The sequence below is a fragment of the Sulfitobacter sp. 1A13368 genome, from assembly GCF_043557275.1.
Lineage (GTDB): Bacteria > Pseudomonadota > Alphaproteobacteria > Rhodobacterales > Rhodobacteraceae > Sulfitobacter > Sulfitobacter faviae.
In genome coordinates this window covers 200636-222819 of record NZ_JBIFFR010000007.1, presented here as the reverse complement: position 1 = coordinate 222819, position 22184 = coordinate 200636, and the positions used below count along the sequence as shown (strand labels likewise).

Below are 22184 nucleotides of genomic sequence, written 5' to 3'. Positions count from 1 at the left end.
CGGTTGTAGCTCAGTTGGTTAGAGTACCGGCCTGTCACGCCGGGGGTCGCGGGTTCGAGCCCCGTCAACCGCGCCACTTTCCCACTCCATTTCGTAACGTGCAGGCGCTAAGACCTAGTTCGCGCAGGCTTATTTAGCGCGGCCCCTTGAGGCCCGGCCAATGGAATATATGGCGACCGGGCAGGCCCGATCGCCAATCTGCTCAGGTCAGCGCATCAATGATGCGCGCCCAAGAGCGGATGCCTTTGTGAAAGCTCTCCATGTCGTATTTCTCGTTCGGGGAGTGGATTTGATCGTCATCCTTGCCGAAACCGATCAGCATCGGCTCGGTCCCGAGAATCTTCTGAAAATGCCCGGCAATCGGAATCGAGCCACCACAGCCGATATAGGCCGCGGGCACCTGCCATTCGTCGCTCAGCGCTTGGCGCGCGGGTTCAAACATCGGATGGCCAATCTCCACGCCCGAGGCTTGGCTGGCGCCATGGCCTGAGAACTCTACCGTGCAGTCTTCGGGCAGCCTCTCTGCCACCATCTTGCGGAAGTTCTCACGGATGGCGAGCGGGTCTTGCGTACCGACGAGGCGGAAGCTGATCTTGGCATGCGCCTCGGACGGCAGCACCGTTTTAAAGCCATCGCCGGTATAGCCACCCCAGATGCCGTTGACCTCACAGGTCGGGCGCGACCAGATCATCTCAAGCGGGGTGCGGTCCTGCTCACCCGCCGGTTTGCTGAGACCCACATCGCCGAGGAAGGCGGCATGGTCAAAGGCCAAACCCTGCCACTGTGTTTCCAGATCCTCGGGCAGGTCCGGCACGCCGTCATAGAAGCCGGGGATGGTGATGCGGCCTTCGTCGTCATGCAGCGACGCGATCACCTTGCTCAGCGCGCGGATCGGGTTCATCGAAATACCGCCATACATGCCCGAATGCAGGTCTTTCGACGGGGCGGTGACGGTCAGCTCTTCGCCCAAAAGCCCGCGCAGCATGGTGACGATGGCAGGGGTCTTGCTTTCGAACAGTCCGGTGTCGCAGATCATCGCCACATCGGCTTTCAACTCCTCGGCGTTCTCCTCCATGAAAGGGACGAGGGAGGGGGAGCCGGATTCCTCTTCGCCTTCAAGGAAGAAGGTGATGCGGCAGGGCCAATCGCCTTTCACCTCTTTCCACGCGCGTAGGGCTTCAATGATGGTCATCAACTGGCCCTTGTCATCGGCGGCCCCGCGGCCCCGGATCACGCGACCCTTTTCCGTCTCCTCAACCGCCGGATCGAAGGGATCGCGGTCCCAAAGGTTCAGCGGGTCGACCGGCTGCACGTCATAATGGCCATAGAACAGCAGATGCGGCTTACCTTCGCCCACATGACCCACGACCATTGGATGCCCCGGTGTGGCGCGTTTTTCGGCTTCCACGCCCATGGATGTAAGGTCGGCCACCAGCCAATCGGCGGCGCGGTCGCAATCGGCCTTATAGGCCGGATCGGTCGAGATTGACGGGATGCGCAGCAGGTCCAACAGACGGTCGGTGGCGGCGGGCAGATCGTTGTCGATCCGGGCGAGAACATCGTCGAGGGACATGGGCATAATTCCTTGCGCTTGTGAATTTGGCGCGAAGGTATCAGGCGGGCAGGGCGTGTCCAGTGGCCGCAGGGCCCGCGTTCAGAAGGTGAGCGAGAGGCGGCTGCCCTCGGCGGTAAGCTGGCTGTCGACCTGCGCATTCAACTGCGACGCCGCCGCCGCCATCAAGGTTTGCCCAATGCTGTCGGCCCGCCCTTTGCCCTCGTTCGCGGCCCCGATGCCATCGTCTTTGCACTCAAGGTGGAAATTACCGTCTCGCAGGCTGAGGTCGATTTCGATATGGCCGGGCGCGCCATCCGGGAAGGCGTGTTTGATCGAATTGGCGGCAAACTCGCTAATGATCAGCCCCAAGGATGAAGCCGCGCTGGATCGTAGGGTCACAGGGTCCGACCGGTAGCTGATTTTGACATGCCCCGGTGCGGTTTCTCGCAAAAGCTCCAGGACCCTGTCGAGGTATTTGCCCATATCGACCTCATCGCGCCCCTGTCCGGTTTGCAACTCCCCATGCAGGGTTGCCATGGCGTTGACACGGCGCTGAATGCCGTTCAACACATTGACCGTGGTCGTGTCATCCAATTGCCGGGTGTGCAGCCGAACCATGGCCGACAGTGTCTGGAGCGAATTTTTGACCCGGTGGTCGGCCTCGCTCATCAGAACGGCTTGGCTGCGCAGGGAAAGGCGCAGGTCGAGTTGCTTCATCACCTGACGGGACAAGACAGAGATCGCCTTGCGCTGCAGCGCGGTCAGCCTGCGGGGTTTGGTGTCGAGGATGCACAGCGTGCCAAGCGGCAGCCCGTTGGACGCAATCAGCAGCGCACCTGCATAAAACCGCAGCCCGTCGCCTGCGGTGCACAGCGGGTTGTCGGCCATGCGCGGGTCTTTCAGCGTGTCGGGAATCTCAACGAAGCGCTCTTCCAGAATCGCGTGAGAGCAGAGCGAGGTTTCGAGCGGCGTCTCGCGCGCACCCAGACCCACTTCGGCCTTGAACCACTGTCTGTCCTTGTCGATCAGGTTGATCACTGAAATCGGCGCGTCACAGATCTCAGCCGCCAGTTCGACGATCTCGTCGAACTCCTCCTCGCGCGGGGTGTCGAGAATCTCGTAATTATAAAGCGTCCGCAGGCGCTGGTCCTGCTGGGGATGTGGAGTGGCGCGCAAAACAAACTGCCCTTTCTGGGTTGGTCCTTTGGAAACATGAAAGCGGCTGGCAATACAAGCGAACAATCTTAAATCGAGCGTAGAACGCGCAGCGCCTGCGACAGTTCGCCCCGCAAAGGGGCCGGGATAAGAGATTGAAGCTTCGGCTTTGGATCTGTAATCATTCTAAAAGCTGAATATGGAGGGGCCCCCTCCTGTTCGCGCCAAAAGATGGAGACGCGCATGGACTATAACGAGAAGCTCGACGCGGCGATTGCGCGCCTGCATGACGAAGGACGCTACCGGACCTTCATCGACATCGAGCGTCGCAATGGTCAGTTCCCCCATGCCGTCTGGACCAAACCCGACGGGTCGCAGCAGGATATCACCGTTTGGTGCGGCAACGACTATCTGGGCATGGGGCAGAACCCCGTGGTGATCGAAGCCATGGAAGAAGCGCTGCGCGCCACCGGCGCAGGCTCTGGCGGGACGCGCAACATCTCGGGCACAACGGTCTATCACAAGCAGCTCGAGGCCGAACTGGCCGATCTGCATGGCAAGGAAGCGGCGCTGCTGTTCACCTCGGCATATATTGCCAATGACGCCACGCTTTCGACCCTGCCCAAGCTCTTTCCCGGGCTGATCATCTATTCCGACGCACTGAACCATGCCTCCATGATCGAAGGCGTGCGCCGCAATGGCGGAGCCAAGCGTATTTTCCGCCACAACGATGTCGCCCATCTGCGCGAATTGATGGAAGCGGATGACCCTGCCGCGCCCAAGCTGATCGCCTTTGAATCGATCTATTCGATGGACGGCGATTTCGGCCCCATCGAAGAGATCTGCGATCTCGCGGATGAATTCGGCGCGCTGACCTATATCGATGAGGTGCACGCCGTGGGCATGTACGGCCCGCGCGGGGCAGGGGTCGCCGAGCGTGACCGGTTGATGCACCGGCTCGACATCATCAACGGCACGCTGGCCAAGGCTTATGGCGTGATGGGCGGCTATATCGCCGCCTCTGCCAAGATGTGCGACGCGATCCGTTCCTATGCACCGGGGTTCATCTTCACCACCTCGCTGCCGCCTGCCGTGGCCGCGGGGGCCGCGGCCTCGGTCGCCTATCTCAAACGCGCGCCCGAGTTGCGTGAGAAACACCAGCAGCAGGCCAAAGCGTTGAAACTGCGGCTGAAGGGGCTGGGCCTGCCGATCATCGACCATGGCAGCCACATCGTGCCCGTCATGGTGGGCAACCCGGTGCACACCAAGCTTCTGTCGGACATGCTGCTCGAAGATCACGGGATCTACGTCCAGCCCATCAACTTCCCCACCGTGCCGCGCGGCACGGAGCGGTTGCGCTTCACGCCCTCGCCGGTACATGGGCCTAAAGAGATGGATGCACTTGTCCGGGGGATGGACGTGCTCTGGTCGCATTGTGCGCTGAATCGTGCCGAAGCCGCGGGCTAACGCAGCGCTATTCGTGTTTTGCGTTGTCTTGTGGTAGCCTTTTGTCAAGAAAAGGCTACATCCGAATCGTTGGGGCGTGTTTGGATCAAAGCTACAGGCTAACAGGGACAGGGCATATTGATGATCGGGCGATGGGCCTCCAGAACCGCTGAGGACGAAACAGTCGAACCCAAAGGGTTCGATGCATTCGAATTGCGGTTGGGGGATGTCATGCGCGGCGAACGGGCCACGCTTGGTAAATCCCTGCTCGACGTGCAGCGCGAATTGCGCATCAAAGCTTCCTATATTGCCGCAATCGAAAACTGCGATCCCGGCGCATTTGACACGCCCGGCTTCATTGCGGGCTATGTGCGCTCCTACGCGCGCTACCTCAATATGGATCCCGATCAGGCCTTTGCCGCCTTCTGCAAGGAATCCGGTTTCGCCGTGGCCCATGGCATGTCCGCCGAAGCCTCTGTGGTCAAAAAGCCGAGCTTTGAGGAGCGCCGCAAGTCCCCGAAAGAAGACGATCTTTTCGCCCGGCCCAACACGCCCTTCGTGCCCACGGGCGACGGGTTGCTCAGCCGGATTGAGCCGGGGGCGGTTGGCTCTTCGCTGGTGCTAATCGCGCTGATCTCGGCCATTGGTTTTGGCGGCTGGACCGTGCTGAAAGAGGTGCAGCGCGTGCAGGTGGCCCCGGTGGATCAGACCCCGATCGTGCTTTCCGATCTCGACCCGCTGGATGGGGCACTGGCCAGCGCGCCTGACGCAGAAGACGATTCCGCCGCGCCGCAAAGCGTGGAAAGCCCCCGGGGCGAGGCGCTGGACCGGCTTTATCGCCCACAAGCGCTCGACGTGCCGGTGCTGGTGGCGCGTGACGCGCCGATTGCTTCTATCGACCCGCGCTCTGTCAGCAATTTCCCGACGCCGGACCGCCCCGATACCGCCGCGCAAGGCACCGTGGTGGCCGAGGCGACGGAGGGCGATGACAGCATCACCAGCGCCATCGACGAGGCGGTGATGCTCGCCAATGCCGATACCGACCTGCCCAAACCGCAGGTTGTGGAGCCTTTGGGCGAGAAAGTGCGCATGGTCGCCGCTTACCCCTCTTGGGTCCGAGTGCGCGCGGCTGACGGCACAGTGATTTTCGAAGGCGTGATGAACAAGGGCGACACATGGGATGTCCCCGTCACTGAAGAGCCGCCCTCCCTTCGGACGGGCGAATCCGGTGCGCTATATTTCGCCATGGCGGATGGCTGTTTCGGCCCCGTTGGGCCGCGCGGAGCAGTGACCTCCAACGTGCCGCTCCACGCGCAGGCTCTGGCTGAGCTTTATGAGCCGGTCGATCCGACGGCGGAGCAATCGCTCAGCCGGATGTTTGCCGATCTCGAAGGCTCGCTCGACCCCTCCGCTCTGGCGGCGATGCCCTGTCAGGGCAGCTAAACGCGCGGGCCGCCGCTTCCCATTGCACATGAGGCCCCGGCTGAATAGGTAGGGGGCCAAAGCCCCTGATCCCGCGAAAGGTGTCTTCATGTCGCTTCATTCCATTCGCCCTTGGCGTGATATTCCGCGTCGCAAGTCCCGGCAGATCATGGTGGGCAATGTGCCGGTGGGCGGTGACGCGCCGATCACCGTGCAGACCATGACCAACACGCTGACCACTGATGTCTCCGCCACCATCGCACAGGTCCAAGCCGCCGCTGACGCAGGCGCCGATATCGTGCGCGTCTCGGTCCCAGATGAGGACTCGTCCAAAGCCCTGCGTGAGATCGTGCCCGAAGTGTCGGTGCCCATCGTTGCGGACATCCACTTTCACTACAAGCGCGGGATCGAAGCCGCCGAGGCCGGTGCCGCCTGTCTGCGCATCAACCCGGGCAATATCGGCGATGAAAAGCGGGTGCGTGAGGTCATCAAAGCCGCGCGGGACCACAATTGCTCGATCCGCATCGGCGTGAACGCGGGCTCGCTGGAGCGGCATCTGCTGGAGAAATACGGCGAGCCATGCCCCGATGCGATGGTCGAAAGCGGGCTGGATCACATCAAAATCCTGCAAGACAACGATTTCCACGAGTTCAAGATTTCCTGTAAAGCCTCGGACGTTTTCATGGCCGCGGCGGCCTACCAACAGCTCGCCGATGCCACCGACGCGCCCATCCACCTCGGCATCACCGAGGCGGGCGGGCTTATGTCGGGCACGATTAAATCGGCCATCGGACTGGGCAACCTTTTGTGGAGTGGCATCGGCGATACCATCCGCGTCTCCCTCTCCGCCGATCCGGTGGAAGAGGTGAAGGTTGGCTATGAAATTCTCAAATCCCTCGGGCTGCGGCACCGAGGGGTGAACATCATCTCCTGCCCCTCCTGCGCGCGGCAGGGGTTCGATGTGATCAAAACCGTCGAGACCTTGGAGAAACGGCTGGAGCATATCAAGACGCCGATGAGCCTGTCGATCATCGGTTGCGTGGTGAACGGCCCCGGCGAGGCGCTGATGACCGACGTGGGCTTTACCGGTGGCGGGGCCGGGTCTGGCATGGTCTATCTGGCGGGCAAACAGAGCCATAAGCTCGGCAATGAAGGTATGATTGACCATATCGTCGAGCAGGTCGAGGAACGCGCGGCGCAGATTGAGGCTGAGGCGGTAAAGGCGGCTGAGTAGGTTGGGGGCTGGGCCGCTGGCGCTGTGTTGGTTGAGAGGCTGGGCAGAGGTATTTTTAAAAGGATGAAGATGATGGGAAGCGCGTGAGCCGGGAGGTTGGCGCGCTTTATCTGTTGTTGGAATGGGTTATTAATCAGTGGGTTGGGGAGTGGTCTTCAGCTTGTTTGGGGTGAGGTGTTTTTCGAGGACGATGGGCGGCATGTACCCGTTGAGGATCATTTCGGGCAGCACGTAGAAGGGGGCGTCGATGAGCTCTAGGGTGGCGGCCCAGCGGGCGGGCTGGGGGTGGCTGAGATCGTGTTGGATGAAGGTGATGCCGTAACGCTTTGTGACCGCGGTCAATTCTTTGGCGGCGGCAGCGCAGGTTTCGCAGTCTTCTGCGGTAAAAAGCGCGATGGGGTGGCCCCCCAGAAGGTCGGGAGCGAGCTGTTCGAGCAGAGACAGGTCGTTTTGGATATGCCGTTGCATCTGCGTTGGGCCGGCCAAGGCTTTGGCGATGACATCGCCATTGGCTAGGATCGCGGCGCGGAGTTCGGTTTCAAACGCATCTCGCGCGGACGGTTCATCGGCCCCGGCGGGCTGGGCCAGCGCGAGCGCGGCCAAGACTGCCAGGGCGCGCATCTTTAGCCGCGCTTTTCTTCTACCAGTGCCATCATTTGATCATAGGGCAGGTAGCCGCGCAGCATTTCGTCTTGCATGACGAAGGTGGGCGTGCCGGTGATCTGCAACTTTTGGGCCAGCGCGCGGGTTTGGGCGATCTCTTGCGTGACCGCGTCGCTGTCCATCTCGGCTTCGATTGCTGCGACATCCAGATCGAAGCTTTCGCCCAAGCGGCGGAGGGCGGGGAGGGTGACCGCTCCGTTGAAGGCCATAAGCGCATCGTTCAGTTGTTTGTAAGCGTCATCGCCCGCGACCTGTTTGGTCGCCACGGCAAAGCGCGAGGCCAGCAGCGATTGGTCGCCAAGGATCGGGAACTCTTTGACGATCAGTTTGATGTTACCGTCGGTTTCCAGAAGTTTGGCCACTTCGCCATGGGCGCGTTTGCAGTAGCCGCAGCGGTAGTCGAGGAATTCAACCAGCGTGATGTCCCCCTCCGGGTTGCCGCCGACCCAAGAGTAGCCATCGTCGAAAATCTCATCGGCATTGGCGGAGACCAGATCGAAATCCGCCTGCATCTGCGCTTGGGCCTGACGGTTTTGCATCTGCTCTACCGCTTGCAGGATCACTTCGGGGTTTTCCATCAGATAGGCGCGGACCTCGGCCCGGAACTGCGCGCGTTCGGCGTCCGTAAGCTCGGTCAGGTCCATCGCCCCGGCGGGGGCGGCAAGGGTGACTGCACCGGCGAGGGCGGGGGCGAGGAGGCGGGCGAACATGGGCGGTCCTTTCGGTAGAGCTGCGAAATAGGGGCCAAGGGTTGACGCCCGGCATCAGGCGCGGTGAAAGCACATGCCGACAGTAGGAGCAAGCCCATGCGCAATTCAACCAGGTCCGCCGTTGATCCCTTTATCGTGATGGACGTGATGCAGGCCGCCAGCGCCGCCGAAGAGGCGGGCCGTCACATCATTCATATGGAGGTTGGCCAGCCCGGCACGGGCGCGCCGAAAGGGGCGGCAGCCGCGCTGACCAAGGCGATGGGTGAGGGGGCCTTGGGCTATACCGTGGCGCTTGGCCTGCCCGCTTTGCACGCGCGGATCGCGAAGATGTATGGCGAATGGTATAACGTCGATCTCGATCCGGCGCGGGTGGTGATTACCCCCGGGTCGTCGGGCGGGTTTCTGCTGGCTTTTACCGCGCTTTTCGATTCCGGGGATCGGGTGGGCATCGGCGCGCCGGGCTATCCCAGCTACCGTCAGATCCTACGCGCCTTGGGGATGCGGCCCGTCGATCTGCCCGCCGCGCCGGAGAACAGATATCAGCCCGTCGCGGCGGATTTCGCGGGGGAAGACCTGCGCGGTTTGCTCGTGGCCTCCCCCGCCAATCCTTCGGGTACGATGCTCGACCGGCTCGCCTTGACGGCGCTGACGGATGCCTGTGCGGCCAATGACATGTCCTTCATCTCTGACGAGATTTACCATGGCATCGAATATGACAAGAAGGCCGTGACCGCGCTGGAGGTCACCGATGACTGCTATGTAATCAACTCCTTCTCGAAGTATTTCTCGATGACCGGTTGGCGCGTGGGCTGGATGGTGGTGCCCGAGGATCAGGTGCGCGTGGTCGAGCGGATCGCGCAGAACATGTTTATCTGCGCGCCCCATGCCAGCCAGATCGCCGCGCTGGCGGCGATGGACTGTGACGACGAATTGCAGGCCAATCTCGCGGTCTATCGGCGCAATCGCGACCTGATGATCACCGGTTTGCAAGAGGCGGGGTTTACCGACATCGCCCCGCCCGATGGGGCGTTTTACGTCTATGCCGATGTTTCGCGCTTTACCGATGACAGCCGCGCCTTTGCGGCGGAAATTCTGGAGAAGGCTGGCGTCGCCGTGACCCCCGGGCTCGATTTCGACCCGGCGCGGGGGCATAAGACGCTGCGCTTTTCCTATGCGCGCAGCACGGCGGATATGGAGGAGGGCATCGCCCGGCTCAAAGCCTTCATGGCGGCGCGCTGAGTGCTGGTTTGGCCGCGCGGCAGGTGGTAGAAGGGCGAAAACGGGCAGGGTGGTCGATCATGCGGGCAATTCTTAGAGGACTGGCAGTGGCGCTGGCCTGTGCGGGGCCGGTCACCGTCGCGGCGCAGGAATTGACCGCGCTGGCGCGGGTCGATCCGGTCGAAAGCGCTGTGAGTGATCGCTGGTTTGGCAAGACCGACCTGACCGTGGCGCTGAGCCAGGGGGTGCCTTTCCGTGTTTTTCTGCTGGATGATCCCGCCCGCCTGATCGTCGATTTCCGCGAGGCGGATTGGTCAAATGTCGCCCGGGGAGATCTGTTGGGAAAACCGGGCCGTATCTCGGCCCTGCGGTTTGGCGCGTTTCAGCCCGGTTGGTCGCGTCTGGTGGCGGATTTGGCCGAGCCGATGGTTCCCGCCGAGATTGGCATGCCGGTCGATGCAAGCAGTGGCAAGGCGCGGCTTGAGATTACCTTGGAAGTCGTCGAGTCGGAGGTTTTTGCCAAGGCCGCGGGCGCGCCGGTGGACCCTGATTGGACCACCGCGCTCACCGCGCCGCCGAAACCTGCGGTGGCAGACAAAGACAGTTTCACCGTCGTTCTAGACCCCGGCCACGGCGGCATCGACCCCGGTGCGCAGCGCGAGGGGTTGGACGAGAAAGACCTGATGCTCAACTTCGCCCGCGACCTGCGTGATGCGCTGCGGCGCAAGGGTGTGGATGTTTTGCTGACCCGAGACGAGGATATCTTTGTGGCTTTGGAGCACCGGGTGGCCATCGCCCATCAGGCTGAGGCCGATCTGTTTATCTCGCTCCACGCCGACAGCCTGTCGCAGGGCGGGGCGAGCGGGGCGACGGTCTATACCCTTTCCGATGATGCCAGCGATGTGGCGACCGAACATCTGGCCGCGCGACATGACCGGTCGGACATCATCGCGGGGGCGGATTTGACCGGCTCAGATGATCAGGTGGCGGGCATCCTGTTGGACCTTGCCCGGCAAGAGACCGAGCCGCGCTCAGATGCGCTGGCCGAGATTTTGGTCGAGGGCATGGGCGCAGCGGGCGGGCCGTTGAACAGCCGGCCTCTGCGGCGGGCGGGTTTCTCGGTCTTGAAGTCTGCCGATATTCCTTCGGTTTTGGTCGAAGTGGGGTTCCTGAGTTCCAAGCGCGATCTGACCAATCTGCGCGATCCGGTGTGGCGCGCGTCGATGGTGAGCGCGATGGCGGATGCGATCGTGACATGGCGTGATCAGGACGCGGCGCTCAAGCCTTTGATCAGAAAGTAAATTAGAAAGATATGGCTGCTTTGGCGATGGGCGAAGATTCGCCCCCGCTGGCGGCCATGTGTTTTGACCCGAGCCGGTGCATCCTGTATAGGCTCGGAACTGTCTCTAGCCAATGGTGGTCCGCGCGCGTGTTTCGATTTGTTCTGTCCTTTTTCGGGGGGATCTTTACCACCCTGACCCTGAGCGTCGGCATGGTGGCTTTGACCATCGGAGCGGTGTTCTGGATGTATGGCCGGGATTTGCCCAGCCATGAGTCGTTGGCGCAGTACACGCCACCGACGATCAGCCGGATTTACTCAGGCCAAGGCCGTCTGATCGACGAATTCGCCAAGGAACGTCGTCTTTTCGCCCCGGCCAATACCATTCCGGATCTGGTGAAACAGGCCTTCATCTCGGCAGAGGACAAGAACTTCTACACTCATGAGGGCTATGACCTTCGCGGCATCGGTGCGGCGGCGGTGGATGCGGTCAAATCGCGCGGGCGCGATGTGCGCGGGGCTTCGACGATCACCCAGCAGGTGATGAAGAACTTCCTGTTGTCGGGCGACCGCCGGGCCGAGCGTAAAATCAAGGAGATCATCCTTGCCTCGCGTCTGGAAGAGACCCTGAGCAAAGAGAAAATTCTCGAGCTCTATCTGAACGAGATTTTCCTCGGCCAGAACTCCTATGGCGTGGCGGCGGCGAGCCAGACGTATTTCAACAAGACGCTGAGCGAGTTGGCCCCGCATGAGGCGGCCTTCCTCGCCTCGCTGCCCAAGGCACCCTCGGATTACCACCCGGTGCGCCGCAAGGACCGCCTGCTGGCACGGCGGAACTTCGTGCTGCGCGAGATGAAAGAGAACGGCTATATCTCGGAAGCGGTCTATGAAACCGAAGTGGCGCAGCCGCTGCGCTCGGTCCAGAACGGTGATTTCGAGAGCTTCAAGGCCGAACTGCCGCCGCGGGATTACTTCACCGACGAAATTCGCCGCCAGTTGAGCGAGGATTTCGGTGAGGGGGAGTTCTTTACCGGCGGTCTGACCGTGCGCGCGACCATCGACAACGAGATGCAGCCCATCGCCGCCAACGCCCTGCGCCGTCAGCTGGAGCAATATGACCGCGGGCAGGGCATCTGGCGCGGGACACGCTTCGAGATCCCCGCCGATCAACTGGACAGCGAAGAGAAATGGCGTGCAGCACTTGCGGACCTGCGGGTGCCGCGCGACATCGATCTGGAGAACCAGTGGTATCCGGCGGTGGTGCTTGAGGTCGGCAGCAATGACGCCCGCATCGGGATCGAAGGCGTCGAGGATGACGAAGACGGCCACTGGATTCCGGCCAAGGACGTGCAATGGGCGCGCAAACGGCTGGATGACGGCTCTCTCGGGCGCAAGGCTCAGGTGGCGGGCGACCTGCTTGAAGTGGGCGAGGTGGTCTTGGTCCGGCGCATGACCTCGGACAGCGACGGCTCATTCATCCGCTGGACATTGCGGCAGGTGCCAGAGGTGCAGGGCGGTTTCGTCGCGATGGACGTGCACACGGGCCGCGTGATCGCGATGCAGGGTGGCTTTTCCTATCAGGCGAGCGTGTTCAACCGCGCCACACAGGCCAAGCGCCAGCCGGGGTCAAGCTTCAAGCCCTTTGTCTATGCCTCCGCGCTGGACAGCGGCTATAGCCCCGCGACCATCGTGGTCGATGCCCCGATTGAGATCAACACGCCGCAGGGCGTTTGGCGACCGCAGAACGCCTCGCATAAATTCTATGGTCCGACGCCCCTACGCACCGGGATCGAACAGTCGCGCAACCTGATGACCATCCGTCTGGCGCAAGAGGTCGGGATGGATGTGGTCGGCAGCTATGCGGAGCGTTTCGGCGTCTATGACGACCTCGCGCCCTTGCTGTCGAACGCGCTCGGCAGTCAGGAAACCACGCTTTATCAAATGGTTTCGGCCTATGCGATGTTCGCCAATGGCGGTGAGCGGGTACAGCCCACTTTGGTTGACCGGGTGCAAGACCGCTATGGCCGCACCGTCTACAAACATGATGAACGCAAATGCTACGACTGTGAGCAGATCAACCTCGCCCCCGGCGAGGCGCCGCGGATCATTTCCAACCGCGAGCGGGTGATGGACCCGGTGACCGCCTATCAGTTGACCTCCATGATGCGCGGCGTGGTCGAGCGTGGCACGGCGCGCAATGCGGTGAACCTGCCGGTGCCGATCGCAGGCAAGACAGGCACCACCAACGATGAGAAAGACGCGTGGTTCGTGGGCTTTTCCTCCAACGTGGTGGCGGGCTGCTATATCGGTTTTGACACCCCACGCCCGATGGGCCGGGGCGCGGGCGGCGGGCGGCTTTGTGCGCCTGTCTTCCAGCGCTTCATGAGCCAAGCGATCAAGAAATACGGCGGCGGTGACTTCGCAGTCCCCGACCAGTGCCGCTTTATCAAGATCGACCGTTTCACAGGTGCGCGGCTGAGCGACAGCGCCACCGGCGCCAATGTCGTTTCGGAATGTTTCCGCGATGGCGAAGAGCCGCTCTTTGGCATCTCTTTCGATGGCGGTTTTGCCATGGGGGCGGACCTGCCGCTGGTCGAAGAACTGGGCGGCTCCTCCTCGCGTGAGGTCACGACATCGACCGGCAAGAAAGCCACCGTCGGCCCCAAGGCGAGCTTTGGCACGCTGAGCTCCGGCGGTCTTTACTAATCAGGCCAAAGGGGGCGGGGCAAAGTTGCGCTTTGCCGCCCCCCACTTGCCGCCGCTGGCGGGCTGGTCTATCTCTCGTGCGGCTCCGGTTTTCGGGGCCGCATTACTTATCAAAGGCAGGCACACATGCGCGCAGAGGCACAGAATACCGCGGACCAGATCAGCAAATCGCTGGAATTGCTGGCCCAGCGACTGGATGTGGAGACCGCGCCCTACCGGCTGGAAGAATTCAACGCCCGCGTCGAAGACCCGAACCTTTGGGACAACCCCGATGCGGCGCAAAAGCTGATGCGCGAGCGTCAGTCGCTCGTGGATGCCATCGACACCTATGAGGGCATCAAACAAGAGTTGGCCGACAATCTCGAACTGATCGAACTGGGCGAGATGGAAGAGGACGAAGAGGTCATCTCTGACGCCGAAGCCGCGTTGAAGGCGCTGGCCGAAAAGGCCGCGCAGAAGGAACTCGAAGCGTTGCTAAACGGTGAGGCCGACAGCAACGACACCTTCCTTGAGATCAACGCAGGCGCGGGCGGCACGGAAAGCTGCGACTGGGCCAGCATGCTGGCGCGGATGTATGTCCGCTGGGCCGAGAAGAAGGGCTATAAGGTCGATCTTCAGGCCGAAAGCGCGGGAGACGAGGCAGGCATCAAATCCGCGACCTATAAGATTGAAGGCCATAACGCCTATGGCTGGCTGAAATCCGAAAGCGGCGTGCACCGTCTGGTGCGCATCTCGCCCTTCGACTCGGCAGCCAAGCGGCACACCTCTTTCACCTCCGTGAAGGTCTACCCGGTGGTCGACGACAATATCGAAATCGAAGTGAACCCGAGCGACATCCGGATCGACACTTATCGGTCCTCCGGCGCGGGCGGTCAGCACGTCAACACCACCGACTCGGCGGTGCGGATCACCCACCACCCCACGGGCATCGTCGTGACCTCTTCGGAGAAATCGCAGCACCAGAACCGCGACATCGCCATGAAAGCGCTGAAATCGCGGCTCTATCAGATGGAGTTGGACAAGCGCTCGGCGCTGGTGAACGAGGCGCATGAGAACGCAGGCGACGCGGGCTGGGGCAACCAGATCCGCTCCTACGTTCTGCAGCCCTATCAGATGGTCAAAGACCTGCGCACCAATTACGAGACCTCGGACACCAAAGGCGTGCTCGACGGCGATCTCGACGGGTTGATGGGGGCGACGCTGGCGCTGGCGGTCTCGGGCAAAAGCCGGGCCGAGGCGCAGGGCGACTGAGCCCATGACGTCCCCTTCATGGAATGACAGTGATCAATAGGGGGACATGATGGAATTGCTAAATTGGGACGCCTCAGAACTGTCTGAGGCACTGGCCGCGCGAAAGATCTCCGCGGTCGAGTTGATGCAGGCGACATTGGCCCGGATCGAGGCGGTGAACGGCAGGGTGAATGCCGTCGTCTCCCTCCGCGATCGCGACGCTCTGCTGGCCGAGGCTGAGGCCGCTGACGCGGGCCCGCGCAAGGGCTGGCTGCACGGCATTCCCATGGCGATCAAGGATTTGGCGGATGCAGAGGGGCTGCCCACCTCGCAGGGCTCGCCGCTGTTTGGCGCGGCCCCGGCCACGCGGGATCACCCGGCGGTCGCGCGGCTTCGCGCCGCCGGGGCGATTGTGATTGGCAAGACCAACACCCCGGAGTTTGGCCTTGGCAGCCATACGTTTAACCCGGTGCATGGGGCGACCTGCAACCCCTATGACCTCGGTCGCTCGGCTGGCGGCTCCTCTGGCGGGGCGGCGGCGGCGCTGGCGGCGCGGATGGTGGCCGTGGCCGATGGCTCCGACATGATGGGCTCCCTGCGCAATCCGGCGGGGTGGAACAACGTCTACGGCATGCGGCCCAGTTGGGGCACGGTGCCTTCGGGCAATGACGGCGATCTTTTTTTGCACCAGCTTTCGACCTTGGGGCCGATGGCGCGCAGCCCGCGCGACCTTGCCGCCCTGCTGGACGTGATGACAGGCTATGATCCGCGCGAACCGCTGACCCGCACGACCCCCGATGCGGCACCGCAGATCGACGCGGCACTGGCCCCCCAGCGGATCGGCTGGCTGGGTGACTGGGGCGGTGCCTTCCCCTGTGCGCCGGGGATCATCGACCATAGCGAGGCGGCGCTGAAGCGCTTGGCCGACCTTGGCCATACGGTCACGCCCTTGGCGGCACCCTTTGATGCGGAGGCCATGTGGGAAAGCTGGATCACCCTCCGGTCCTTTGCCGTGGCGGCCTCTCTCGGGGCGATCTATGACGACCCCGCTCGGCGCGAGGGGCTGAAACCTGCCGCGCAATGGGAGGTCGCACGGGGGCAGGGGTTCTCGGCCTCTGACATCCAGCGTGCCAGTAGCATCCGCTCCAATTGGTTCCGCGCGGCGGATGCTCTTTTTGAGGAAGTCGACGTGCTGGTGCTGCCTTCGGCGCAGGTCTGGCCCTTCGCTGTCGAACAGGTGCACCCGACCGAGATCGACGGTCAGCCGTTGGATACCTATCACCGTTGGATGCAGGTGGTGGTCCCGGCCAGCCTGATTGGCCTGCCGGTGGTCAACATCCCCGCGGGTTTTGATGCGCGCGGTCTGCCCTTGGGGCTGCAACTGATCGGCAGGCGCGGCGGTGACGCGCGTCTGTTGCAATTGGCCCAAGGTTGGCATGAGGCGACGGGCTATCCGCAGGCGCAGCCGCCCCAGCTATAGCCGGTCTCAGTTAAACGGTGCGTCGGGCTGAAGCAGGCGGCGGTGGTAGGGCATCAGCGCGTCGATGTCGGTGAACCCCGCCTGCCGCGCGGCGGGCAGAACGGTTTTGGGGTCTCTGCCGATATACTCATAGGTCAGCCGGGTCACCCGCGTGCCCGCGGCGCTTTCGGGGGCGGTGCGGGTGACGTAGCCCACCCAAAAGTTATTCTCGAAAGAGGCGACGCGGTTGAGGTAGTTGAACGACCCGGTCAGCGTGCGACGCCGCGAAACGACGATGGAAACCCCATTCTCTTGTCGTGAGACGATGCCGCGATATTCCCGCGCCATCGGGTTGGTCGGCAGCTCTTGTGCACGCAGCGATGGCGCGCTCTCATAGCCGCGCAGGAAGGTGTTGCTGCCATGGCGCGTGATAAAAACCACGCCGGTCACGAACCTGTCCTGATCCAGAAAAGACCGCCGCGCGAAACGGTAAAAACCGCTTGGAAAATCCGCCTCGGGCACGTTTTGAACCCCAGTGCCCAGAAAGTCGCGCAGGAAGCTGTTGTTGATAGGGTCTTGGTTCAGGGAAATCTCGGTTACCGGCTCCAGCAGCACCCGCGCGTCGATCTCGAAAAAGCGGCAGATCCGGGCCAGTACATCGGGCCGGGGGAAGCTTTCGCCCGAGAGGTAGCGGTTGAATTGCGTGCGATTGATGCCAAGCTGCCGGGCAAGGTCAGAGATCGAGGGGTAATCCGCTGCCAACTGGCGCAGATTGGCGCCGAACATGCTACGAAGTTCAGAGGGGGAGCGGTTGGGAGCGGACATGCGGCCTCGTTCTGATTTGCGTCGCGGCCTTAAAATAAAAGCCGTTATGGCCAGATGGTTAACAGGCTGACGCGAAGGCGCGTCAAAGCTGACGCTGATTTGTAGCTGACCCTACTGGAACCGACACAAAATGCAAGCGGACGTTGCATTTTAACCTATGTTTCACCTCTTTCGATTGTCGCAGAATGGAGAACAAACATCGAAAGCGGGGTGTACTATGATTGGTGTAGTTCTGTGGAGCGATAATAGCGCCGGAAAAGCGGTTTTCTGGTGCGAAGATCAAGGCGATCTTGCCTATTACGAAGAGCCGGCGATCCGTGTCGGGCAGGGGGCGGGGTTTGACACGGGCGATATGGTGCAGTTCGACGTCTCAGTACATCGCAAGCTGCGTATCGCGGACAACCCCCGGCTGGTGCAGGAGAAAGCGGCTTCGCATCTGCCCGAGGCGCTGCGGCAAGATAACCCCGTGGCGGCAGAGCCGGAGGCAGAGGGAAAGCGCCAGCAAGGCGCCCAGATCATCCCCTTTACCGCCAAGCCCGGACCGCGCCAATTCCGCGCGGCCCAGCTGAAAGCTTAAACGCCCCGCGTGTCAGACACCACGGGCGAGGGCGGCCACGCCGGTGCGGGCGACATCAGCCAGCCCCAGCGGGCGCATCAACTCGGCGAAAGCGTCGATCTTGTCGGGCGCGCCGGTGATCTCGAAAACAAAGCTTTCGAGCGTGCTGTCGACCACATTGGCGCGGAAGATATCTGCCAGCCGCAATGCTTCGACCCGATGCTCGCCCTTGCCGACGACTTTGAAAATCGCCAGTTCCCGCTCCACGCTTGGCCCTTCGACGGTGAGGTCATGCACCTCATGCACCGGCACGATGCGACCGACCTGCGCCTTGATCTGCTCGATCACCTGCGGCGTGCCGCTGGTGACGATGGTGATGCGCGACAGATGCCCGGTGTGGTCCACCTCGGCCACGGTCAGACTGTCGATATTGTACCCCCGGCCTGAGAACAGGCCGATCACCCGCGCCAGCGCGCCGGGCTCGTTCTCGACCAGCACGGCCAGCGTGTGTTTTTCAACCACATCCGAGAAGTTGGGCCGTAGGTTATAGGCGGAATGCGAGGTCGCACCTTTTTTGATTTTTAGGGCAGCCATGTCTTCGTCCTTCTTCATCTTCGCCGGAAACTTCAACAATTTCCGGGACGTTTTCTTTTAAAGAAAACGGGTTACACCAACACCGATCCTTTTGCGTCGATCACACCTTGAGTCTCATGATCGCCGGGCAACAGCATTTCGTTATGCGCCTTGCCGCTTGGGATCATCGGGAAGCAGTTCTCATGCTTCTCGACCAGACAGTCAAAGATCACCGGCCCGTCGTGGTTGATCATCTCCATGATCGCATCATCAAGGTCATCGGGGTCCGAGCAGATGATCCCCTTGGCGCCAAAGGCTTCGGCCAGTTTGACGAAATCGGGCAGGGCTTCGGACCAGCTTTGCGAATAGCGCTCACCATGCAGCAGTTCCTGCCACTGGCGCACCATGCCGAGCCGTTCGTTGTTGAGGATGAACTGTTTCACCGGCAGGCCGAATTGCATCGCCGTGCCCATTTCCTGCATGTTCATCAGCCACGAGGCTTCACCCGCCACATTGATCACCAGTGCCTCGGGGTGGGCCATCTGCACGCCGATGGAGGCGGGGAAACCATAGCCCATGGTGCCAAGGCCGCCCGAGGTCATCCAGCGGTTCGGCTCCTCAAAGCCGAGGTATTGCGCGGCCCACATTTGGTGCTGGCCCACTTCGGTGGTAATATAGCGGTCATGATCCTTGGTCAGCGCTTCGAGCCGTGCCAGCGCGTGCTGCGGTTTGATCACCTTGCCGGTCTGGTTGAACTTGAGGCAGTCGATGCTGCGCCATTCTTCGATCTGCTGCCACCATTTCGCCACCGCCTCGCTATTGGTCTTGCGGCCGCGCGATTTCCAGACCTTCAGCAGGTCTTCGAGCACATGTGCCACATCGCCGACGATCGGAATGTCGATGCGGATCACCTTGTTGATCGACGATGGGTCGATGTCGATATGCGCCTTGGTGGATTTCGGGCTGAAACTGTCGATCACGCCGGTGATCCGGTCATCGAACCGCGCGCCGATGTTGATCATCAGGTCGCAGTCATGCATCGCCATATTGGCCTCGTAGAGCCCGTGCATCCCGAGCATCCCAAGCCATTTGTCACCCGACGCCGGGTAGGCGCCGAGGCCCATCAGGGTGGAGGTGATGGGAAAGCCGGTGGCATCGACCAATTCGCGCAGCAACTGGCTCGCCGCCGGGCCGGAGTTGATGACCCCGCCGCCGGTGTAGAAAATCGGACGCTTCGCCGTCTCCATCGCCGCGACCAGTTCGGTGATCTCGGCCATGTCGCCCTTGACCTGAGGCTGATAGCGCGAGGTGGAGGGTTTGGGGGACTCGTAGTGGCCAGTGGCGAATTGCACGTCCTTGGGGATGTCGATCAGCACCGGGCCAGGGCGGCCATGGGTGGCGACATGGAAGGCCTCGTGCAGAGTGGCGCCAAGGGTGTCGGTCTCTTTCACCAGCCAGTTGTGCTTGGTGCAGGGGCGGGTGATGCCCACGGTGTCGGCCTCTTGAAAGGCGTCCGAGCCGATCATGAAAGTAGGCACCTGACCGGTCAGCACCACAAGCGGAATGGAATCGAGCAGCGCATCCGTTAGGCCCGTGACCGCATTCGTGGCACCGGGGCCGGAGGTCACCAGCACAACGCCCGGCTTCCCAGTGGAACGGGCATAGCCTTCGGCGGCGTGCACCGCCCCTTGTTCATGGCGCACCAGAACGTGTTTGATCGAATTCTGCTGAAAGACCTCGTCATAGATCGGTAGCACCGCGCCACCGGGATATCCAAAGACGGTGTCCACACCCTGGTCAATCAGGGCTTGGACGATCATTTTCGCTCCGGTCATCTGGCGTTTCATCTTGGGTGCTCCGTAAGGCAGGTTATTGCGATTGGCATAAAAAAACCCCCGGTCTGACGGGGGCGCATGGGAAGGATTATGGTCTACCGTTACCGGCCCATGCGCGTGTGTCTTACAATAATGACTAGGTTGGTCATCTTCAGGGTCCTTTAAGCGTGGCGTGAGATTAGGAGGGGGAAAGAGGGGCGTCAACAGCGAAATGGCGAAAATCTTGTGTGTCAGGCGGGATTATCTGTAGGTTTATTTCACAACGTGCCTCATCTTGGTTATTTTCGGAAAGATTTGATCGGCGCGGCGTACTTTCCTGCATTTCCGGCGCGGTATCGCACAAAGCAAAATGGGCCGCCCAAGGGGCCGCCCGTTAATAGTGCCAAAATCAATAGGTTTTCTCAGCGCGGGCTGACATCCGGCAGGGTAATATTGGCCACCTGTTCGGCGATGGGATCGTTGCTGAGCGGGTGCTGGTCGGGCACGAAACCCTCAGGATCGCGCAACTTTTGCCACTGCCCGCCCATATAGACCTCTAGCCCCGAGAATTTAGCCTTATACCCCATCTTCTGGCTGCCGGGCACCCAATAGCCCAGATAGACATAAGGCAGCCCCGCCGCGCGGGCGATTTCGATATGGTCGAGGATAATGTAATTGCCCAGCCCGTTGCGGGGCCGGTCGGGGGTGTAGAAGGAATAGACCATGCTCACCCCGTCGCCCAGCACATCGGTCAGGCAGACGCCGACGAGGGCATTGTCGGCCTCAGGGTCGGTATATTCGATCACCCGGCTGCGGATCGGGGTTTCCTCGATCATGGCAGCGAATTCGAATACGTCCATATCCGCCATGCCCCCATCCGCATGGCGGCTATCAAGGTAGCTGCGGAAAAGGTCATATTGCTCTTCCGTGGCCCAAGGCGATGTCGCGCGGCGCTCAAGCCCTGCGTTGCGCTTCAGGATGCGGCGCTGACTTTTGCTGGGGCGAAAGGCGGCCACGTCAATCCGCGCGGAAAGACAAGCGGCGCAATCGGCGCAGGACGGACGGTACAGGACGTTTTGCGAGCGGCGGAAGCCTTGGCTCGACAGGCTGTCATTCAGGCGTGCGGCATTGTCGCCCTGAAGGGCGGTGAACAGCTTGCGCTCCATCCGGCCCTCCAGATAGGGGCAGGGCTGCGGCGCTGTGACATAGAATTGCGGTGTCAAAGGCAGTGTATGTCGCATGGGCTTCCAGCATTTATCGGGGGATGCTATCAACCACCCCCCGCTGCGCCAAGGGCAAATTTGCGTGATGCCCTAGCGGCTGAGGCGGCGGTTCACCGGCACGGTGCCAAGCGCCATGTCCGTGAGGCTCTGACGGCGGGCAGTGGTGCAGATCAAGACGGCCGAAACCACCTGAATGATCGTGACCGTCATCGACAGCGAATAGCCGATGGTGTGCAAAAGCGCGGTCATGAAATCAAAGGGTCGATCGCGGTTGTCACGCAGCTCCATCGCCATCAGGCGCATCCCCCATGTGGCCGAGCCGCCGGTCAGCGTGGCCACCCGGTAGGCAAAGCCCACCACCAGCGTCAGGAAGGGGAAAAAGAACAGCCCCGTAAAGGCCGTGAACGGCAAGATCAGCACGCAAAAGAGCAGGACAAGGGTCACATCGATGACCCAAGCCAGCAGCCGTTTGCCAGCGATGCCGTCATAGAATTGCGGGTGTAGGTCGGGGTCTGGGGTCTGGGTCATGTCTTGTCCTGCGAAAGGCCCCCCGGGCGCGATGCCGGGGGGCGGGGGTCAGGGTGCGATCAGGCGTTTGTGGCCGTCTCGTCCCGCTTGGCGCGCTCGTCCATGAACTGGTCGAACTCGGCCTTGTCCTTGGCCTCGCGCAGACGCTCAAGGAAGGCTTCGAAGTTGTGCTGCTCTTCCTCCAAACGGCGCAGGGTGTCGGCCTTATAGGCGTCAAAGGCGCGGTTGCCGGTGCTGCGCGACATCATCGCGCGGCTGGATTTGCGGCTGCAGGATTTCGAAGAGAACATGCGTTTGCTCCAAGTCATATAGGCAAGAAGGGCGAGGCCCAGGGGCCAGAAGAAGATGAAGCCGAGCACCATGGCGGCGATCCATGCGCCTTTGCCGCGTGCGTCCATCCAGGCTTCTGTCCGGGCCAGCCAGCTGGGGCGGGGGGAGTAGGTCGGGTCGGTGGTCACTGTCGTCATTGTTGAGCCTTTCGGTCGTGACGGGCCTGTCGCCGGCCCGGGCGTTTCGGATAATGTGAATGTCTTTCACATTGAATAGATCGGAACGCCGATGTCATTTCGCAAGGGGGCTATGTGAATG

The 22184-nt window shown here is 61.8% G+C and carries 19 protein-coding genes; 9 read left to right on the top strand and 10 right to left on the bottom strand.

Annotation, left to right across the window (positions count from 1 at the left end):
- Positions 1-202: 202 nt before the first annotated feature.
- Both ACGYK4_RS15105 and ACGYK4_RS15100 read right to left on the bottom strand, forming a co-directional pair.
- Entirely contained in the window at positions 203-1573 is a 1371-nt protein-coding gene (locus tag ACGYK4_RS15105; RefSeq protein ID WP_394457214.1) for a M20/M25/M40 family metallo-hydrolase, read from the bottom strand.
- An 81-nt stretch (positions 1574-1654) separates the two neighbouring features.
- Positions 1655-2731 carry a sensor histidine kinase gene (locus ACGYK4_RS15100; protein WP_394457212.1) on the bottom strand — a complete coding sequence of 359 codons (1077 nt, stop codon included), beginning with the start codon at positions 2729-2731 and terminating at the stop codon, positions 1655-1657.
- A gap of 222 nt (positions 2732-2953) precedes the next feature.
- On the opposite strand from ACGYK4_RS15100, the gene hemA reads away from it, so the two are divergent.
- From hemA to ispG, 3 genes are all read left to right on the top strand, one after another.
- Positions 2954-4177: a 5-aminolevulinate synthase gene (gene hemA / locus ACGYK4_RS15095; RefSeq protein ID WP_067265045.1), complete on the top strand. Its 1224-nt coding sequence runs from the start codon at positions 2954-2956 to the stop codon at positions 4175-4177.
- Between the two features lie 120 nt (positions 4178-4297).
- Positions 4298-5599 carry a helix-turn-helix domain-containing protein gene (locus tag ACGYK4_RS15090; protein ID WP_394430921.1) on the top strand — a complete coding sequence of 434 codons (1302 nt, stop codon included), beginning with the start codon at positions 4298-4300 and terminating at the stop codon, positions 5597-5599.
- Between the two features lie 88 nt (positions 5600-5687).
- Positions 5688-6812: a flavodoxin-dependent (E)-4-hydroxy-3-methylbut-2-enyl-diphosphate synthase gene (ispG, locus tag ACGYK4_RS15085; protein WP_394430923.1), complete on the top strand. Its 1125-nt coding sequence runs from the start codon at positions 5688-5690 to the stop codon at positions 6810-6812.
- Between the two features lie 129 nt (positions 6813-6941).
- On the opposite strand, the gene ACGYK4_RS15080 is transcribed toward ispG, so the two are convergent.
- Complete coding sequence (locus tag ACGYK4_RS15080) at positions 6942-7433, bottom strand: disulfide bond formation protein DsbA (RefSeq protein ID WP_394430925.1); 492 nt, start codon at positions 7431-7433, stop codon at positions 6942-6944.
- Between the two features lie 2 nt (positions 7434-7435).
- A complete protein-coding gene (locus ACGYK4_RS15075) occupies positions 7436-8185 on the bottom strand; it encodes a DsbA family protein (protein ID WP_394457211.1) in 750 nt (249 codons plus the stop codon).
- A 96-nt stretch (positions 8186-8281) separates the two neighbouring features.
- Between ACGYK4_RS15075 and ACGYK4_RS15070 the strand changes: the two genes are divergently transcribed.
- The 5 genes from ACGYK4_RS15070 to ACGYK4_RS15050 all read left to right on the top strand — a co-directional run bounded on the left by ACGYK4_RS15070 (position 8282) and on the right by ACGYK4_RS15050 (position 16098).
- Positions 8282-9424 (top strand): pyridoxal phosphate-dependent aminotransferase, encoded by a 1143-nt coding sequence (locus ACGYK4_RS15070; RefSeq protein WP_394457210.1) that lies wholly within the window; start codon positions 8282-8284, stop codon positions 9422-9424.
- Between the two features lie 59 nt (positions 9425-9483).
- Positions 9484-10704 carry an N-acetylmuramoyl-L-alanine amidase gene (locus tag ACGYK4_RS15065; protein ID WP_394457209.1) on the top strand — a complete coding sequence of 407 codons (1221 nt, stop codon included), beginning with the start codon at positions 9484-9486 and terminating at the stop codon, positions 10702-10704.
- Positions 10705-10832: 128 nt separating this feature from the next.
- The gene (locus tag ACGYK4_RS15060; protein WP_394420113.1) at positions 10833-13388 is read left to right on the top strand and encodes a penicillin-binding protein 1A; all 2556 of its coding nucleotides are present in this window, start codon (positions 10833-10835) and stop codon (positions 13386-13388) included.
- Between the two features lie 126 nt (positions 13389-13514).
- Positions 13515-14639, top strand: coding sequence for a peptide chain release factor 2 (gene prfB / locus ACGYK4_RS15055; protein ID WP_394402811.1), 1125 nt, complete (start codon positions 13515-13517; stop codon positions 14637-14639).
- A gap of 49 nt (positions 14640-14688) precedes the next feature.
- On the top strand, positions 14689-16098 hold the full coding sequence (locus tag ACGYK4_RS15050) for an amidase (protein WP_394457208.1): 1410 nt from the start codon (positions 14689-14691) through the stop codon (positions 16096-16098).
- Between the two features lie 6 nt (positions 16099-16104).
- Here the strand turns inward: ACGYK4_RS15050 and ACGYK4_RS15045 are convergent, their stop codons facing one another.
- On the bottom strand, positions 16105-16902 hold the full coding sequence (locus ACGYK4_RS15045) for a helix-turn-helix domain-containing protein (RefSeq protein ID WP_169306045.1): 798 nt from the start codon (positions 16900-16902) through the stop codon (positions 16105-16107).
- 217 nt (positions 16903-17119) lie between these two features.
- On the opposite strand from ACGYK4_RS15045, the gene ACGYK4_RS15040 reads away from it, so the two are divergent.
- Positions 17120-17479: a hypothetical protein gene (locus tag ACGYK4_RS15040; RefSeq protein WP_394430938.1), complete on the top strand. Its 360-nt coding sequence runs from the start codon at positions 17120-17122 to the stop codon at positions 17477-17479.
- A gap of 12 nt (positions 17480-17491) precedes the next feature.
- On the opposite strand, the gene ilvN is transcribed toward ACGYK4_RS15040, so the two are convergent.
- From ilvN to ACGYK4_RS15015, 5 genes are all read right to left on the bottom strand, one after another.
- On the bottom strand, positions 17492-18052 hold the full coding sequence (gene ilvN, locus ACGYK4_RS15035) for an acetolactate synthase small subunit (protein ID WP_067268661.1): 561 nt from the start codon (positions 18050-18052) through the stop codon (positions 17492-17494).
- Positions 18053-18123: 71 nt separating this feature from the next.
- Positions 18124-19878 carry an acetolactate synthase 3 large subunit gene (locus ACGYK4_RS15030; RefSeq protein WP_394430940.1) on the bottom strand — a complete coding sequence of 585 codons (1755 nt, stop codon included), beginning with the start codon at positions 19876-19878 and terminating at the stop codon, positions 18124-18126.
- Positions 19879-20267: 389 nt separating this feature from the next.
- Entirely contained in the window at positions 20268-21086 is an 819-nt protein-coding gene (locus ACGYK4_RS15025; protein WP_394430942.1) for an arginyltransferase, read from the bottom strand.
- A gap of 72 nt (positions 21087-21158) precedes the next feature.
- A complete protein-coding gene (locus tag ACGYK4_RS15020; RefSeq protein WP_394457207.1) occupies positions 21159-21596 on the bottom strand; it encodes an RDD family protein in 438 nt (145 codons plus the stop codon).
- A gap of 59 nt (positions 21597-21655) precedes the next feature.
- A complete protein-coding gene (locus tag ACGYK4_RS15015) occupies positions 21656-22063 on the bottom strand; it encodes a DUF2852 domain-containing protein (protein ID WP_209218085.1) in 408 nt (135 codons plus the stop codon).
- Positions 22064-22184: the final 121 nt, after the last annotated feature.

Excerpts from the sequence above, each read along its gene's own strand:
- ACGYK4_RS15105 (WP_394457214.1), bottom strand. The coding sequence starts at position 1,573 with ATGTCCCTCGACGATGTTCTCGCCCGGATCGACAACGATCTGCCCGCC.
- hemA (WP_067265045.1), top strand. The coding sequence starts at position 2,954 with ATGGACTATAACGAGAAGCTCGACGCGGCGATTGCGCGCCTGCATGAC.
- ACGYK4_RS15090 (WP_394430921.1), top strand. The coding sequence starts at position 4,298 with ATGATCGGGCGATGGGCCTCCAGAACCGCTGAGGACGAAACAGTCGAA.
- ispG (WP_394430923.1), top strand. The coding sequence starts at position 5,688 with ATGTCGCTTCATTCCATTCGCCCTTGGCGTGATATTCCGCGTCGCAAG.
- ACGYK4_RS15080 (WP_394430925.1), bottom strand. The coding sequence starts at position 7,433 with ATGCGCGCCCTGGCAGTCTTGGCCGCGCTCGCGCTGGCCCAGCCCGCC.
- ACGYK4_RS15075 (WP_394457211.1), bottom strand. The coding sequence starts at position 8,185 with ATGTTCGCCCGCCTCCTCGCCCCCGCCCTCGCCGGTGCAGTCACCCTT.
- ACGYK4_RS15070 (WP_394457210.1), top strand. The coding sequence starts at position 8,282 with ATGCGCAATTCAACCAGGTCCGCCGTTGATCCCTTTATCGTGATGGAC.
- ACGYK4_RS15065 (WP_394457209.1), top strand. The coding sequence starts at position 9,484 with ATGCGGGCAATTCTTAGAGGACTGGCAGTGGCGCTGGCCTGTGCGGGG.
- prfB (WP_394402811.1), top strand. The coding sequence starts at position 13,515 with ATGCGCGCAGAGGCACAGAATACCGCGGACCAGATCAGCAAATCGCTG.
- ACGYK4_RS15050 (WP_394457208.1), top strand. The coding sequence starts at position 14,689 with ATGGAATTGCTAAATTGGGACGCCTCAGAACTGTCTGAGGCACTGGCC.
- ACGYK4_RS15045 (WP_169306045.1), bottom strand. The coding sequence starts at position 16,902 with ATGTCCGCTCCCAACCGCTCCCCCTCTGAACTTCGTAGCATGTTCGGC.
- ACGYK4_RS15040 (WP_394430938.1), top strand. The coding sequence starts at position 17,120 with ATGATTGGTGTAGTTCTGTGGAGCGATAATAGCGCCGGAAAAGCGGTT.
- ilvN (WP_067268661.1), bottom strand. The coding sequence starts at position 18,052 with ATGGCTGCCCTAAAAATCAAAAAAGGTGCGACCTCGCATTCCGCCTAT.
- ACGYK4_RS15030 (WP_394430940.1), bottom strand. The coding sequence starts at position 19,878 with ATGAAACGCCAGATGACCGGAGCGAAAATGATCGTCCAAGCCCTGATT.
- ACGYK4_RS15025 (WP_394430942.1), bottom strand. The coding sequence starts at position 21,086 with ATGCGACATACACTGCCTTTGACACCGCAATTCTATGTCACAGCGCCG.
- ACGYK4_RS15020 (WP_394457207.1), bottom strand. The coding sequence starts at position 21,596 with ATGACCCAGACCCCAGACCCCGACCTACACCCGCAATTCTATGACGGC.
- ACGYK4_RS15015 (WP_209218085.1), bottom strand. The coding sequence starts at position 22,063 with ATGACGACAGTGACCACCGACCCGACCTACTCCCCCCGCCCCAGCTGG.